A 15,019-nucleotide genomic window follows, 5' to 3' on the forward strand; every position below is an offset into this window, starting at 1 on the left:
GCTGTTTGGTCTGCGGCAGCAGCACTGGCTGCGCTCAGCAGAACCGGTCACATACTGATGTATGCTCCCGCTCTCCGCTTCGCTATCCACTCTCGTCGCTATCAACTCTCGTCACGGACCTGAATACCGTGCTTTTTCATCATTGCGCGCAGCTGATGATAGGTCACACCCAGCAGATCGGCCGCGCGTCGCTGGTTAAACTTTGCATTCTGCAGGCTCATTTCCACCAGCGCGCGCTCCTGCTGATGCTGCCACTGGCGCAAATCAAGCGGCAGGGCAGGCAGTGCGGCCGATCCGGCAGGGCGCGGTGGCTCTGCCGGTACGTCACTCTTTAAAGCAAACGGATTAATGATGATGTTGTCCAGCAGCTCCTCAGTGCTGCGATGCCGGTATACAGAGCGTTCCACAACATTCTTTAACTCGCGCACATTACCGGGCCAACTGTACTCCAGCAGTTCTCGTTGCGCGCGTTCGCTGAAGCCGGGAAACAGCGGCAGACGCAGCTCGCGACACATCTGGATAGCAAAATGCTCCGCCATGAGCAGAATATCGCTGCGTCGCTGGCGCAGCGGCGGCAGCTGCACCACATCAAAGGCGAGGCGATCCAGCAGGTCAGCCCGGAATTTTCCGGCAGCGGCGAGCGCGGGTAAATCTTCATTAGTGGCGCAGACCAGGCGTACATTCACCTGCAGAGCGTGATTACCGCCAACACGCTCCAGCTGACCATATTCAATCACGCGCAGCAGTTTCTCCTGAACCAGCATCGGCGCTGTCGCCAGCTCATCAAGGAATAGCGTGCCGCCGTCGGCGCGCTCAAAACGACCAAGATGACGCTTCTGCGCACCGGTAAAGGCGCCCGCCTCATGACCGAACAGCTCAGAGTCGAGCAGGCTCTCATTAAGCGCTGCGCAGTTAAGCGAGATAAAAGGACCCTGCCAGCGTTCAGACAAATAGTGCAGGCGGCTGGCGATCAGCTCCTTACCGGTACCGCGCTCACCCACCACCAGCACCGGTTTTTCCAGCGGCGCCAGCTGAGAAACCTGCTCCAGCATTTCAAGAAAATTATTCGATTCGCCCAGCAGGTTATCGTTGCCGTTAGCCATGATGAATTTCACCAATAGTTGTGTAATTTACTTATCCTGGCTTCCTGCCGCCAGAAAGTAAACCTGCGCCTATTAATAAAATCAACCAGTTAAAAGTTGGCACGCATCTTGTAAGCAGTAAAAGCGTCCGACCCTATACACGACAATATTAAGGAACATCATTATGGGTATTTTTTCTCGTTTCGCTGACATCGTAAACGCTAATATTAATTCGCTGCTTGAGCGCGCAGAAGATCCGCAGAAACTGGTACGCCTGATGATTCAGGAGATGGAAGACACGCTGGTAGAAGTACGCTCCACTTCAGCACGCGCGCTGGCTGAGAAAAAACAGCTGCTGCGTCGCATTGAGCAGGCTGAAGTTCAGCAGTCTGAGTGGCAGGAGAAAGCGGAGCTGGCTATCAGCAAAGAGAAAGAAGATCTGGCACGCTCTGCGCTGATCGAAAAACAGAAACTCACCGATCTGATTAGTCTGCTACAGCAGGAGTCCACGCAGGTGGATGAGACGCTGGAGCGTATGAAAGGGGAGATCGGCGAGCTGGAAAATAAACTCGGCGAAACCCGCGCCCGCCAGCAGGCGCTGACGCTGCGCCATCAGGCAGCTTCCTCATCACGCGATGTACGCCGTCAGCTTGACAGCGGCAAAATCGATGATGCGATGGCGCGCTTTGAATCCTTTGAACGCCGTATCGATCATATGGAAGCTGAAGCGGAAAGTCAGCGCTTTGGTAAATCAAAAACGCTGGATCAGCAGTTTGCCGAGCTGAAAGCAGACGATGAAATCAGTCAGCAGCTGGCCGCGCTGAAAGCCAGAATGAACCGCAGCGAGTGATCGCGTCCGGGCCCGGTTTCGGGCCCAGCTGAAACGGTGTAGATGATTAAGGAGAGTCAATGAGCGCACTTTTTCTTGCCATACCCCTGACAATTTTCGTGCTGTTTGTCGCGCCCATCTGGTTATGGCTGCATTACAGTAACCGGCGCAGTGCAGGTGAATTGTCGAATAACGATATGCAGCGGCTGCAGCAGCTGACGCAGGAGGCGCAACGTATGCGTGAGCGCGTTCAGGCGCTGGAAGCGATTCTTGATGCGGAGCATCCAAACTGGAGGCAGCCATGACAGGCGATCGCAAACTCTGGCGCATTCCGCAGCAGGGCAAAGTACGCGGCGTCTGCGCCGGCGTAGCGGAATATCTTGATATACCGGTACGTCTGCTGCGCGTCATTGTTGTGCTGTCGCTGTTCTTTGGTCTGTTTATGATCACCGTGACCGCCTATTTTATTCTCGGCTATGTGCTGGATGAGAAACCGGCCACGCTGCCAGATCAGAAACAGCCCACGGCCCGTGAACAGCTGGATGAACTGGCGCTGGCGCTGAGCCAGGATGAGCGTAGCGTACGCGATGTAGAGCGTTATGTGACTTCTGAAACCTTCAGCGTACGCAGCCGCTTTCGTCAGCTCTGATCCCCGGACCCTGGCGGGTCCGCCTCTCAACTCATAAGGGGCTTTATGCACACTCAGCGAATGACTGCTCTGCGCCGTCGCGCAACGCCTGCGTTGAAGTCGGCCGGAAAATTCATCATTATCAGTGCAGTAACCTATGGTCCCGGCGGGCTCGCCGGCTGGGCTGTTAAATCGGTGGCGCGCCGTCCGCTGCGCCTGTTGCTGGCGGCCGCCCTGGAACCGTTGCTGAGCAGGGCGTTTCGCCGTCTGTCAGCACGTTTCATCAGGGAAAACGATGAAAAAACTGCAAAATGAACTTGTTGCGTTGATGAACCGCGGCGTGGATCGTCATCTGCGCCTGGCGATTACGGGTCTGAGCCGTAGCGGCAAAACAGCGTTTATCACCTCGCTGGTAAACCAGCTGCTGAACGTCCATCACGGCGCGCGCCTGCCGCTGTTCTCAGTGGTACGTGAAGAGCGCCTGCTTGGCGTAAAGCGCGTGCCGCAGCGCGAGCTTGGCACGCCGCGCTTTACCTACGATGAAGGTCTTGCGCAGCTCTACGGCGCACCGCCTGCGTGGCCCACCCCGACGCGCGGCGTCAGCGAAATGTGCCTTGCGCTGCGCTACCGGCCTGACAATTCACTGCTGCGCCACTTCAAAGATACCGCCACGCTCTATCTCGAAATAGTTGACTATCCCGGCGAATGGCTGCTCGATCTGCCCATGCTGGCACAGGATTATGTCAGCTGGTCGCGGCAGATGCGTGGACTGCTGCAGGGCGACAGAGAGAAATGGTCAGCCCGCTGGCGTGAGCTCTGCCACAATCTCGATCCGCTGGCACCCGCTAATGAAAACCAGCTGGCAGAGATTGCCGCCGCCTGGACAGACTATCTGCACCGCTGCAAAAATCAGGGGCTGCATTTTATTCAGCCGGGACGCTTTGTGCTGCCGGGTGAGATGGCGGGCGCGCCGGCGCTGCAGTTTTTTCCGTGGCCCGATGCTGATGAGCAGGCGCTAAGTAAACTGGCCCAGGCGCCGGCCGGCAGCAATTTTGCCGTGCTGCAGCAGCGTTTCAACTACTACTGTTCGCACGTGGTGAAGGGTTTCTATAAAAATTACTTCCTGCGGTTTGACCGGCAGATCGTGCTGGTTGATTGCCTTCAGCCGCTGAACAGCGGACCACAGGCGTTTAATGACATGCGCCTGGCGCTGACCCAGCTCATGCAGAGTTTTCATTACGGCCAGCGAACCCTGTTCCGGCGCCTCTTTTCGCCGGTGATAGACAAATTGCTGTTTGCGGCAACGAAAGCCGATCACATCACCGCCGATCAGCACGCCAATATGGTGTCGCTGCTGCAGCAGCTGGTGCAGGATGCGTGGCAGAACGCCGCGTTTGAAGGGATCAGCATGGATTGCCTCGGACTGGCGGCCATACAGGCCACTGAAAGCGGTCTGGTGGATCACCGGGGTGAGAAACTGCCGGCACTGCGCGGTGAACGTCTGGCAGATGGTGAGGCCCTTACCGTTTATCCGGGCGAAGTGCCACCCCGCTTGCCGGGTAACAGCTTCTGGCAACAGCAGGGGTTTCAGTTTGAGCAATTCAGGCCGCAATCGCTGGATGTTGATCGGCCTCTGCCGCATATTCGCATGGATGCCGCGCTGGAATTTTTACTGGGAGATAAATTGCGATGAGTGATGAAACGCCGTTAAAAGCGCGCATCGATTTTGCCCGGCCGCTCAGCAGCGACACACAGCCACCGCTGCGTGCTGCGCAAACGTTTGATGTGAAAACAGCCGATTTTGTCGCGGCGGCCGGGACAGAGCCGCTGCCTGAAGGCGCAGGTGAAAAGATGGTGGAAGCAGCGCTGCGGCCGAAGCGCAGCCTGTGGCGCAAACTGGCTGGTGCGGGCGTGGCGGTTTTCACCGTGAGCGTGCTGGCTCAGGGCGTACAGTTCCTGCACGATGCCTGGCTGGCGCGCGACTGGTTTGCGCTGGGTAGCGGCGCGGCAGGCGGGCTGATAGTCACAGCCGGTGCCGGCGCCCTGATCGCGGAGTGGCGGCGCCTGTGGCGACTGCGTCAGCGGGCAGAAGAGCGCGACGTGGCGCGCGATTTGCTGCAGAGTCATGGCATAGGTAAGGCACGCGCTTTTTGCGAAACGCTGGCGCAGCAGGCGCGGCTCGATCAGGCGCATCCGGCGCTACAGCGCTGGTATGCCGCGCTGCATGAGACGCATAACGATCGCGAAATTGTCACGCTTTACGCACAGCTGGTGCAGCCGGTGCTCGATCGCCAGGCGCGCAGTGAGATCAGCCGCCATGCGGCTGAATCGACCCTGATGATCGCTGTCAGTCCGCTGGCGCTGGTGGATATGGCATTTATCGCCTGGCGCAACCTGCGGCTGGTAAACCGCATCGCTGCAATCTATGGCATTGAACTTGGCTATTTCAGCCGTATTCGCCTGTTTCGTCTGGTTTTGCTGAATATGGCTTTTGCCGGCGCATCTGAACTGGTGCGTGAAGTGGGGATGGACTGGATGTCGCAGGATATCGCGGCGCGCCTTTCAGCCCGCGCCGCACAGGGCATTGGTGCCGGCTTGCTGACCGCGCGGCTGGGCATTAAAGCGATGGAGCTGTGTCGTCCGCTGCCATGGCTTGAAGAGGATAAACCACGCCTTGGCGACTTCCGCCGCGACCTCGTCAGCCAGCTTAAAACCTCGCTGGCAAAAGGTGCTGCCGCATCAGAGCAGAGTGCCAAATAATCACCGGCCTGGCCACTTTCATTCTGCTGTGACGCTAAAAGGCAACGTTTACGTTGCCTTTTTCCTTTTATGGCGGCATAAGTGGCTTTTTTTTGCGCTGTGCAATCGCAAAACTGTGTCTGGCTGTCAACTTTTCATGACACGGGTCTTCTGAGGGGCTGCAAGTTAGCGTATTATCTCTGAAATCAAAACCTGACTAAGGCTGACTGCCATGCGTTTGGAAGTTTTTTGTCATGACCGAATCGGTCTGGCGCGTGAATTGCTCGACCTGCTGGTCGCCCGCAATATTGATTTACGCGGCATCGAAATTGCCCCCCAGGGCCGTATCTACCTCAGCTTTTCTGCACTGGAGTTTGACGCTTTCAGCAGCCTGATGGCAGAAATCCGGCGCACGCCTGGCGTCACCGATGTCCGCACCGTGGCATATTTGCCCTCTGAACGTGAGCATCGTGCACTCAGCGCGCTGCTGGTGGCCATGCCTGAGCCGGTATTCTCTATCGATCTTAAAGGTAAGATTGAGCTGGCTAACCCGGCGGCACAGCATCTGTTTGCGCTGGATGAACAGAAAATCCGCAATCACAGCGTGGCGTCACTGATTGGCGGCGTTAACTTTCAGCGCTGGCTGGAGAGCGAACGGGTGGAGGCACAGACCCAGCATGTCGTCATTCAGGGGCGTGATTTTCTGATGGAGGCGCGGCCTATTTACCTCGCAGACAGTGATGAGCAGGGCGATAATCCGGTGGGCGCAATGATCACGCTGAAGTCAACGGCGCGCATGGGACGTCAGCTGCAGAACCTCAGCGTTACCGATGAGTCTGAGTTTGATCACATCGTGGCGGTGACGCCCAAAATGCGCCAGGTGGTTGAACAGGCGCGCAAGCTGGCAATGCATGATGCGCCGCTGCTCATTGTGGGCGATACCGGCACCGGCAAGGATATGCTGGCGCGCGCCTGCCACCTGCGCAGCGCGCGCGGTAAAAAACCGTTTCTTGCGCTGAATTGCGGCTCGATTCCGGACGACGTGGCGGAGAGCGAGCTGTTCGGCCACGCCGCCGGCGCCTATCCCAATGCGCTGGAAGGGAAAAAGGGCTTTTTTGAGCAGGCCAGCGGCGGCTCGGTGCTGCTGGACGAAATCGGTGAGATGTCGCCGCGTATGCAGACCAAGCTGCTGCGTTTTCTCAATGACGGTACCTTTCGCCGCGTAGGTGAAGATCATGAAGTGCATGTTGATGTGCGGGTGATCTGCGCCACGCAGAAGAACCTGATTGAGATGGTACAGCGCGGGGAGTTCCGCGAAGACCTGTTTTACCGGCTCAATGTGCTGACGCTGAATCTGCCGCCGCTGCGTGAACGCCCGCTTGATATCCTGCCGCTGACAGAAATGTTTGTGGCGCGTTTTGCCGATGAGCAGGGAGTGCCGCGCCCGCGTCTTTCTCCGCAGTTACTTCCGTACCTGACGCGCTATAGCTGGCCGGGCAATGTCCGGCAGCTGAAAAACACGCTGTATCGGGCTATGACTCAGCTGGAAGGTTACGAGCTGCGTCCACAGGATATCGTGCTGCCGGAGCAGGCGCTGGATGTGTCGCTGGGTGAGGAAGCACTGGAGGGATCGCTGGATGATATTACCAGCCGCTTTGAGCGCTCGGTACTGACCCGGCTCTATCTCTCTTATCCCAGCACGCGTAAGCTGGCCAGACGTCTGGGCGTGTCACACACGGCAATCGCCAACAAACTGCGCGAATATGGGTTAGGGCAGAAGCGTGGAGAGAGTGAGTAGCTGGCATAGCGGGTCCTGAACCGAAAAAACCGTCCCTGACAGGACGGTTTTTTTACAGACTGATTACTTCAGCGCGGCCAGCGCTGCATCGTAATCCGGCTCTTCAGTGATCTCATTGACCAGCTGGCTGTAAAGCACGTTATCATTCTCATCCAGCACCACTACTGCACGGGCGGTCAGGCCTTTTAACGGACCATCAGAGATCGCAACGCCATAATTTTCTTTGAACTCTGAACCGCGCATGGCAGAAAGCGTTACCACATTGGATACGTTCTCTGCGCCGCAGAAGCGAGACTGAGCAAACGGCAGGTCAGCTGAGATGCAGAGCACAACGGTGTTGCTGGTATCACCGGAGCGCTCGTTGAACTTGCGAACCGAGGCGGCACAGACGCCGGTATCAATACTCGGGAAGATGTTCAGCACCTTACGCTTTCCGGCATAGTCCGCCAGCGAAACATCCGCCAGATCTTTAGTGACCAGGGTAAAAGGCTGCGCCTGTTCACCTGCCTGTGGAAAATGACCGGCGACCGGGACAGGATTACCCTGAAAGTGAACGTTCTGTGACATACAATCTCCTTTTTGAATGAAAAGTCAGCGCAGCGCGCGACTTCACGAAAACCGCTAAAGTTTATGCCATAATTTTTAGGGGTTTACGATTACCTTTCTTGCAATAATCGCTCAGCTTCACATCAGGCGCACAATTTTAAGGTGTAATAATGAGAACAGTGAAGAGTTATCCTGAAGCCTGGCCACTGCATTCGCCGTTCGTTATCTCACGCGGCAGCCGTACTGAAGCGCAGGTTGTGGTGGTGGAAATTGAAGAAAACGGTATCAAAGGCACCGGAGAGGCGACCCCCTATGCCCGTTATGGTGAGAGCGAGGCCTCCGTGCTGGCGCAGATTGCCGCTCAGCTGCCCGCGCTGCAGCAGGGCATGACCCGAAGCGCGCTGCAGCAGTCGATGCCGGCTGGCGCAGCGCGGAATGCTATTGATTGCGCGCTGTGGGATCTCGAACGTCAGCAGCAGCATCAGACGCTGGCCGCGCTGTGCGATCAACCGCTGGCCGGACAGGTTGCCACGGCGCGCACTATCGGTATCGATACGCCAGAGGCGATGGCCAGCAGCGCGCTGGCGCTGTGGCAGCACGGTGCAAAACTGCTTAAAGTGAAAATGGATAACCATCTGATCAGTGAGCGGCTGGTGGCGATCCGCAGCGCGGTTCCCGACGCGACCCTGATTATCGACGCCAATGAGTCCTGGGAAGCCGAAGGGCTGGCGGCACGCTGTCAGCTGCTGGCGGATCTCAATATTGCAATGCTGGAGCAGCCACTGCCAGCCGGGCAGGATGCTGCGCTGGCAAACTTTGTCCATCCGCTGCCAATTTGCGCAGATGAGAGTTGTCATACGCGCGACAGCCTGGCCGGACTGGCCGGGCGTTATGAAATGATCAATATCAAGCTGGATAAAACCGGCGGGCTGACCGAGGCGCTGGCGCTGGCAGCCGCAGCACGTGAACAGGGTTTTACGCTGATGCTGGGCTGTATGCTTTGCACCTCACGCGCTATCCGGGCCGCGCTGCCGCTGGTTTCGCAGGCTGCCTTTGCCGATCTGGATGGCCCGACCTGGCTGGCAGCGGATGTCGATCCCGCACTCTCATTCAGCTACGGCAGCCTTAATCCGGCGCCTGCCAGCGCAGCAGATTGATCATCGCCTCAAGATAGCGTTCGGTGGCCTCATCCACCGAAACAGGCGGCATTTCAGCCGTGATGCAGAGTAGCCCGAGATCGGCGCACCAGCTGCCAAATGAACCCGGCGTGGCATACCCCACGCTGCTCACCACCGGCAAAGCGGTTTGCTCACCCAGCCAGCGCGCCAGCGCGCTGTGGTGGGGATCGTCAATACACGCCAGCGGTTCATGCCATGACACCACCCAGCGCGGCTGCAGTTGATGGATCAACTGACACAGTGCGCTGGTTTCGGGTTCGGAAGCGGGCTTCTCACCGGTAGAGAGCACCACATCGCGTGCGTCAGCCGCACTGTTCCAGCGGTAGTGTGTCTCGCCCCGCTGCCAGTTAGCGGCGGGAAAGTTACGGTTGAGATCGACGCCGCGCGCATTGGCGCGCAGCCCGAGCTGACAGCCATCCGGATTCACGGCCAGAATCACATGATGGCGGCACAGAGAGGCGGGCAGCGTCCGCAGCGCGGCGGAAAGCGTGGCGATCGCGGCGTTCTCATCGCCGTGAGTACCGGCAATGATCAGTCCGCTCTCCTGGTCAGCGGCCTGCGCCGGAAACCAGAGCAGCGGGGCGCCGAGCACCGAGCGGCCATACTGCTGCCAGACCGCATCAAGCTGACCGCGCTGCGGACGCGGGTGATGAAATGACATATCAGGCTCTCCTGTGAGCGGCTCTGCAAACGAGCGGGGCGCGGGTGTATCGGGCACTACACTAACGGTAAACAGCAAACCGGGAAATAGCTACATACCCATCAGTAATTTGCGTTACAGTTGCCGGAGTTGCTGGCGACATTACGCACTTCAGGTCGCCCTTTTTCTGTTAAGGAGTGATGATGAAGTCTCTGTTTTGCCTTTCAGCGCTGGCGCTGGTCGTCAGCAGCACATTTTTTCCGGCTGTCGCTGCCGATGTACCGGCGGGCGCGCAGCTCGCCAGCCAGCAGACGATTGTTCGTCACATTAAAGATGAACCCGCCTCGCTTGATCCGATGAAAGCCGTAGGGCTGCCGGAGATTCAGGTCATGCGCGATCTGTTTGAGGGCCTCACCAGTCAGGATGCCAAAGGCCAGATTGTGCCCGGCGTGGCAGAGAGCTGGAGCAGTACCGACAATAAAATCTGGCTATTTACCTTGCGTAAAGACGCACGCTGGTCAGATGGCAGTCCGGTTACCGCCCAGGATTTTGTCTACAGCTGGCAGCGCCTGGTTGATCCGAAAAACAGCTCACCCTTTGCCTGGTTTGCTGCGCTGAGTGGTATTGAGAATGCAGAAGCGATTACCAAAGGCAGCATGAGTCCGGATAAGCTGGGCGTAACGGCCACCGATGCCACGCATCTTAAAGTGACGCTGTCACGGCCGGTACCGTGGCTGCCAGCTATGATGGCCAACGCCGCGCTGTTTCCTGTGCCGCAAAACGTTATCAAGGCCGAAGGTGAAACCTGGACCGCCCCGGGCAAGCTGGTGGGAAACGGTGCCTATCAGTTACAGTCGCGGGTCGTAAACGAAAAAATCGTGCTGGTGCGCAATAAACACTACTGGGATGACAAACATTCGGTTCTGACGCAGGTGACGTTTCTGCCCATCAACGAAGAGTCCAGCGCCACCAAGCGCTACCGTGCCGGGGATATCGATATCACCGAATCGTTCCCGAAAAACATGTATTCGCTGCTGAAAAAGAGCCTGCCGGGCGAGGTTTATACGCCTGACCAGCTGGGGACCTATTACTACGCCTTCAATACGCAGAAAGGCCCCACGGCCGATGTGCGCGTGCGTAAAGCGCTATCGTGGAGTATCGATCGCCGCATTATCGCAGAGAAGGTGCTGGGCACCGGCGAAAAGCCGGCATGGCATTTTACGCCCGATGTGACGGCCGGGTTTACGCCGCAGCAGAGCTATCTGCAGCAGCATAGCCAGCAGGAGCTGAATGCGCAGGCAAAAGCGCTGCTCGCGTCAGCGGGTTTCGGTCCGGCTAAGCCGCTGCATCTGACGCTGCTCTACAACACCTCAGAGAGCCACCAGAAAATCGCTGTCGCTGTCGCCTCTATGTGGAAAAAGAATCTGGGGGCAGACGTCACGCTGCAGAACCAGGAGTGGAAAACTTACATCGACAGCCGCAATAGCGGGAATTTTGATGTGATCCGCGCCTCATGGATCGGGGATTACAACGAACCTTCTACTTTCCTCAGTCTGCTGACGGCCAGCCACAGCGGGAATATTGCGCGTTTCAACAATGCGGAGTATGACGCGGTGCTGGCGAAAGCGCGTACCGATACCAGCGTGCAGGCGCGCAACGCGGATTACAATAAAGCGGAGCAGATCATTGCCGACCAGGCACCCATTGCCCCGCTCTATCAATATACAAACGGCCGCCTGATCAAACCCTGGGTGAAAGGATATCCCATTACAAATCCGGAAGATGTGGCTTACAGCCGCGAACTGTGGATTGAAAAACACTGAGTAGTTTGCGTCACGTTTGCATACACCGGCGCGATTGCAACTGAAAGGCGTCGCGCTAGACTGTAGCGTACTGATTCAGGACGTGGAGTGGGGACGTGAACGTCATCGAAGGGAAAGCATTACAGGTATCAGATGCCATTATTGCCTGTCAGTTTGATGGCAAAGGTGGCGTTATCGCTATTGAAGATAACGACATTATTCATTGCGAGCGCCACTGCTGGCTGCATCTTAATTACGCGCAGCGTCAGAGCGCAGAGTGGCTGCAGAACACGCCGCTGATCCCGGACGCTGTGCGCGATGCGCTGGCAGGTGACAGCATGCGGCCACGCGTTACACGGCTTGGCGACGGGTTTATGATTGTGCTGCGCAGCGTTAACCACAACGCCGATTCGCGTCCCGATCAGCTGGTGGCGATGCGCGTATTCATTAATGACAAACTGATCGTCTCTACGCGCCGTCGTAAAGTCAACGCGATAGATGAGGTGCTCAATGAGCTGCAGCATGGCAATGGTCCGGTAGATGGCGGCAGCTGGCTGGTGGATGTCTGCGACGCGCTGACCGATCACGCCAGCGAATTTATTGAAGATATGCATGACAAAATCATTGAGCTGGAAGATGCGTTGATGGATCAGCAGGTACCGGCCCGGGGCGAACTGGCGCTGCTGCGCAAGCAGCTGATCGTCATGCGACGCTATATGGCACCGCAGCGCGACGTCTATGCGCGACTGGCAAGTGAGAAACTTCCGTGGATGAGCGATGACGACCGGCGTCGCATGCAGGATGTGGCGGACCGTCTGGGGCGCGGGCTGGACGATCTTAACGCAGGCGTCGCGCGCACCGGCATTCTGGCAGATGAGGTGGCTTCGCTGCTGGCGGAGTCAATGAACCGCCGGACTTATACCATGTCGCTGATGGCGATGATTTTTCTGCCAGCGACCTTTCTTACCGGGCTGTTTGGCGTCAACCTGGGGGGTATTCCGGGCGGCAACTGGCAGCACGGTTTTCTGCTGTTTTGTCTGATCCTGCTGCTGATGGTGGGTGGCGTGGCGGTATGGCTGAAAAAACGCAACTGGCTGTAGCAAAAGCGGGAAAAAGCTGATCGACATCAATTCACCTCACAGAAAATCGCGGCACACTCTCTTTCGCAGGTGAATGCAACGTCAGGCGATGGGCGTTGTACTCCATATTGTCTTACTTCCTGTTTGTGAATAACTGCATAGCGCAGTTAATTCCTCTGACACCGGCCTTCGGGCCGGTTTTTTTTATACTGGCTTGTTCAGCAAAGCTTTCCTACGCTTACAGTACGTTCCGCTACAGGAGAAAGCGATGCAAGCTATCCACGCCAGTGAACCGATCCCAACCGACCCGGTGCCCATTCCGGAGCCTGTTCCGCAACCGCAGCCCATTCCGGAGCCGGAGCCGCCGCACGATCCTGACGTTCCCCCCATCAGCGATCCGCCGCCGCATCAATAAAAAAAGGCGCGTCCCCCCGGGGATGCGCCTTTTTATTTTTTAGCAGAACTACTTAATCTCTAATACATCCAGTCGCAGTTCCGCAGGGGCTGCTGCATCCTCTTCCGGCTGCCAGCCTGCCGGCTGCACCGGCAGCGTCTCGCGATCAAAGCCGATATCGCCACCATCAACCACCTCATCACCATGGCGGATGCCTTTGAAATCGAACAGGCTGATATCTGCCATATGCGACGGCACAATGTTCTGCATCGCGCTGAACATGGTTTCAATACGACCCGGAAACCGTTTGTCCCAGTCGCGCAGCATATCAGCCACCACCTGACGCTGCAGGTTGGGCTGAGAGCCGCACAGGTTGCAGGGGATGATCGGGTACTGGCGCGCTTCAGCAAAGCGAATAATGTCTTTTTCGCGACAGTAGGCGAGAGGGCGAATCACAATATGTTTGCCATCATCGCTCATCAGCTTGGGCGGCATGCCTTTCATTTTGCCGCCGTAGAACATATTGAGAAACAGCGTCTGCAGAATATCGTCGCGATGATGCCCGAGCGCTATTTTAGTACAGCCCAGTTCGCTGGCGGTACGATAGAGAATACCACGGCGCAGGCGCGAGCAGAGTGAGCAGGTGGTTTTGCCTTCCGGGATCTTCTCTTTAACAATGGAGTAAGTATCTTCGGTGACAATTTTATACTCAACGCCCAGCGTCTCAAGGTAAGCGGGCAGAATATGCGCCGGAAAGCCGGGCTGCTTCTGATCGAGATTGACCGCCACCAGCGAAAAATTCACTGGCGCACTCTGCTGCAGATTGCGCAGGATCTCCAGCATGGTATAGCTGTCTTTACCGCCTGAAAGACATACCATGATGCGGTCGCCTTCCTCAATCATGTTGAAGTCAGCGATCGCTTCGCCGACATTGCGGCGCAGGCGCTTCTGCAGTTTATTTAAGTTGTATTGCTCTTTTTTGGTTACGTCTTGATTTTCTGACATTATTTTCACGCTTGAGAGTGCCGGCGAACAGAACAGGCGACTGAAATCCGCATCGGCGGTCATAAACCTGTAGTTATGGGTGCGTATGGTACGGATTGCGCGCGCGAATACCAGCCTCGCGTGATCGCTTTTCTTCGGTTGCCGCATCCGTGGCTAATTTATCGTCCTGAATCGGCGCCTCTACACCATCTCCAGTGACTGGACGCCTTTAATATCCATGACTTTCTCATACAGGCTGTGGCGCGGTGACCGGCGGGAGAGCGTGACTTCCACGCTGAGTTCACACAGGCCGCTCTCTTCATCACGATTAACCACCGCAATATGCCCGTAGCGGATCCCTTCGCGTTGCAGCACCAGCAAAACCAGCGGGACGCTTTTGGCCTTCAGATGCACAATCAGCGTGTGATGACGGCCAATCAGCCAGTGACTGAGACGACGAAAAACCTCCAGCACCACCAGCGCCAGCAGCGTGCCATAAATGCCAATCTCATACATGCCGCTGCCGATAACCAGACCGATAGCGGCAGTGACCCACAAACCTGCTGCGGTCGTAAGGCCTTTCACAATCTGCTTCTGAATAATGATGGTCCCGGCCCCGAGAAAGCCCATGCCGCTGACCACCTGCGCCGCGATGCGGCTGGGATCAAGACCAACATGGTCGCTGTTAAGCATATCGGCAAAGCCATATTTCGAGACCAGCATAAACAGGGCGCTGCCGATCCCCACCAGAATATGGGTACGCAGACCGGCCTCTTTTGCCCGCATCTGACGCTCAAGCCCGATAAGCCCGCCAAGGATGCCGGCCAGCGCGATGCGTAACAGCATATCGGTTAACATAATGTCCTCTGAGCAATTGAAATAACGCATTATTTTAGAAGATAACCGGAAAAAATCGTCTCTTCAGGATAATTCTGCTTGCAATGAAAGGTCTGAAATTTTGTAAAAAGCTATGTCCGCTCTCGATTCACAGCAGAGGCTGTCATATGCTGTGAACACTTTTCATCCCCTGTTTCCGGAGCCCGACTAATGAAAGCTGCCTCTTTACTACTGGCTGGTGCAGCACTATTGCTGTCTGCCTGCAGCAGTCCCAGTGATAACGAACCGCCGCAACAGGCGACTGCAGCCCACGTTCAGCCGCATGTGGTCATGTCCGCGATGGCAGAAAGCAGCTGCAGCGGTGCCGGAGGCACACTGGCATTTTCCCGGCAGCTGGATGGTTCACGCGTCGGCATGTGTCAGCTGGCAAACGGTCGCCGCTGCGATGAACAGGCGCTGATGGGTGGGGCATGCGCCCGCTGA

The 15,019-nt window shown here is 56.9% G+C and carries 17 protein-coding genes; 12 read left to right on the plus strand and 5 right to left on the minus strand.

What is annotated here, in order from left to right; translation table 11 throughout:
- Window positions 1–101: 101 nt before the first annotated feature.
- Window positions 102–1,103, minus strand: a complete 1,002-nt coding sequence (gene pspF / locus B3041_RS08360) for a phage shock protein operon transcriptional activator (protein WP_065649293.1) — start codon at window positions 1,101–1,103, stop codon at window positions 102–104.
- Between the two features lie 163 nt (window positions 1,104–1,266).
- On the opposite strand from pspF, the gene pspA reads away from it, so the two are divergent.
- From pspA to tyrR, 7 genes are all read left to right on the plus strand, one after another.
- A complete protein-coding gene (pspA, locus tag B3041_RS08365) occupies window positions 1,267–1,932 on the plus strand; it encodes a phage shock protein PspA (protein WP_065649294.1) in 666 nt (221 codons plus the stop codon).
- A gap of 59 nt (window positions 1,933–1,991) precedes the next feature.
- A complete protein-coding gene (gene pspB, locus B3041_RS08370; protein WP_039384488.1) occupies window positions 1,992–2,216 on the plus strand; it encodes an envelope stress response membrane protein PspB in 225 nt (74 codons plus the stop codon).
- Window positions 2,213–2,560: an envelope stress response membrane protein PspC gene (gene pspC / locus B3041_RS08375; protein ID WP_065649295.1), complete on the plus strand. Its 348-nt coding sequence runs from the start codon at window positions 2,213–2,215 to the stop codon at window positions 2,558–2,560. Before pspB ends, pspC begins: the two co-directional genes overlap by 4 nt.
- 45 nt (window positions 2,561–2,605) lie before the next feature.
- Complete coding sequence (gene pspD, locus B3041_RS08380) at window positions 2,606–2,854, plus strand: phage shock protein PspD (RefSeq protein WP_039384485.1); 249 nt, start codon at window positions 2,606–2,608, stop codon at window positions 2,852–2,854.
- Window positions 2,835–4,232 carry a YcjX family protein gene (locus B3041_RS08385; RefSeq protein WP_292971360.1) on the plus strand — a complete coding sequence of 466 codons (1,398 nt, stop codon included), beginning with the start codon at window positions 2,835–2,837 and terminating at the stop codon, window positions 4,230–4,232. The genes pspD and B3041_RS08385 overlap by 20 nt, the downstream gene beginning before the upstream one ends.
- Window positions 4,229–5,299, plus strand: coding sequence for a YcjF family protein (locus B3041_RS08390; protein WP_065649297.1), 1,071 nt, complete (start codon window positions 4,229–4,231; stop codon window positions 5,297–5,299). The genes B3041_RS08385 and B3041_RS08390 overlap by 4 nt, the downstream gene beginning before the upstream one ends.
- Window positions 5,300–5,510: 211 nt before the next feature.
- Complete coding sequence (gene tyrR, locus B3041_RS08395; protein WP_065649298.1) at window positions 5,511–7,076, plus strand: transcriptional regulator TyrR; 1,566 nt, start codon at window positions 5,511–5,513, stop codon at window positions 7,074–7,076.
- Window positions 7,077–7,139: 63 nt separating this feature from the next.
- On the opposite strand, the gene tpx is transcribed toward tyrR, so the two are convergent.
- Entirely contained in the window at window positions 7,140–7,643 is a 504-nt protein-coding gene (gene tpx / locus B3041_RS08400; RefSeq protein WP_065649299.1) for a thiol peroxidase, read from the minus strand.
- Between the two features lie 149 nt (window positions 7,644–7,792).
- Here tpx and ycjG point away from each other — a divergent pair, with 149 nt between their 5' ends.
- A complete protein-coding gene (gene ycjG, locus B3041_RS08405) occupies window positions 7,793–8,779 on the plus strand; it encodes an L-Ala-D/L-Glu epimerase (RefSeq protein WP_065649300.1) in 987 nt (328 codons plus the stop codon).
- Here the strand turns inward: ycjG and mpaA are convergent.
- The gene (mpaA, locus tag B3041_RS08410; RefSeq protein ID WP_065649301.1) at window positions 8,748–9,461 is read right to left on the minus strand and encodes a murein tripeptide amidase MpaA; all 714 of its coding nucleotides are present in this window, start codon (window positions 9,459–9,461) and stop codon (window positions 8,748–8,750) included. The genes ycjG and mpaA overlap by 32 nt on opposite strands.
- 182 nt (window positions 9,462–9,643) lie before the next feature.
- Here mpaA and B3041_RS08415 point away from each other — a divergent pair, with 182 nt between their 5' ends.
- The 3 genes from B3041_RS08415 (at window position 9,644) to B3041_RS08425 (ending at window position 12,736) form a co-directional block, all read left to right on the plus strand.
- On the plus strand, window positions 9,644–11,263 hold the full coding sequence (locus B3041_RS08415) for a peptide ABC transporter substrate-binding protein (protein ID WP_292972417.1): 1,620 nt from the start codon (window positions 9,644–9,646) through the stop codon (window positions 11,261–11,263).
- 95 nt (window positions 11,264–11,358) lie between these two features.
- The gene (gene zntB / locus B3041_RS08420) at window positions 11,359–12,342 is read left to right on the plus strand and encodes a zinc transporter ZntB (protein ID WP_065649303.1); all 984 of its coding nucleotides are present in this window, start codon (window positions 11,359–11,361) and stop codon (window positions 12,340–12,342) included.
- Window positions 12,343–12,589: 247 nt separating this feature from the next.
- Entirely contained in the window at window positions 12,590–12,736 is a 147-nt protein-coding gene (locus B3041_RS08425; RefSeq protein ID WP_166713867.1) for a hypothetical protein, read from the plus strand.
- A 48-nt stretch (window positions 12,737–12,784) separates the two neighbouring features.
- Here B3041_RS08425 and ttcA read toward each other — a convergent pair whose 3' ends face one another.
- A complete protein-coding gene (gene ttcA, locus B3041_RS08430; RefSeq protein WP_065650467.1) occupies window positions 12,785–13,720 on the minus strand; it encodes a tRNA 2-thiocytidine(32) synthetase TtcA in 936 nt (311 codons plus the stop codon).
- 180 nt (window positions 13,721–13,900) lie between these two features.
- On the minus strand, window positions 13,901–14,557 hold the full coding sequence (locus B3041_RS08435) for an MgtC/SapB family protein (RefSeq protein WP_065649304.1): 657 nt from the start codon (window positions 14,555–14,557) through the stop codon (window positions 13,901–13,903).
- A 189-nt stretch (window positions 14,558–14,746) separates the two neighbouring features.
- On the opposite strand from B3041_RS08435, the gene B3041_RS08440 reads away from it, so the two are divergent.
- A complete protein-coding gene (locus B3041_RS08440) occupies window positions 14,747–15,019 on the plus strand; it encodes a DUF333 domain-containing protein (protein ID WP_065649305.1) in 273 nt (90 codons plus the stop codon).

This window comes from Pantoea sp. UBA4549 (assembly GCF_002387285.1).
GTDB classification, from domain to species: domain Bacteria; phylum Pseudomonadota; class Gammaproteobacteria; order Enterobacterales; family Enterobacteriaceae; genus Pantoea; species Pantoea borealis.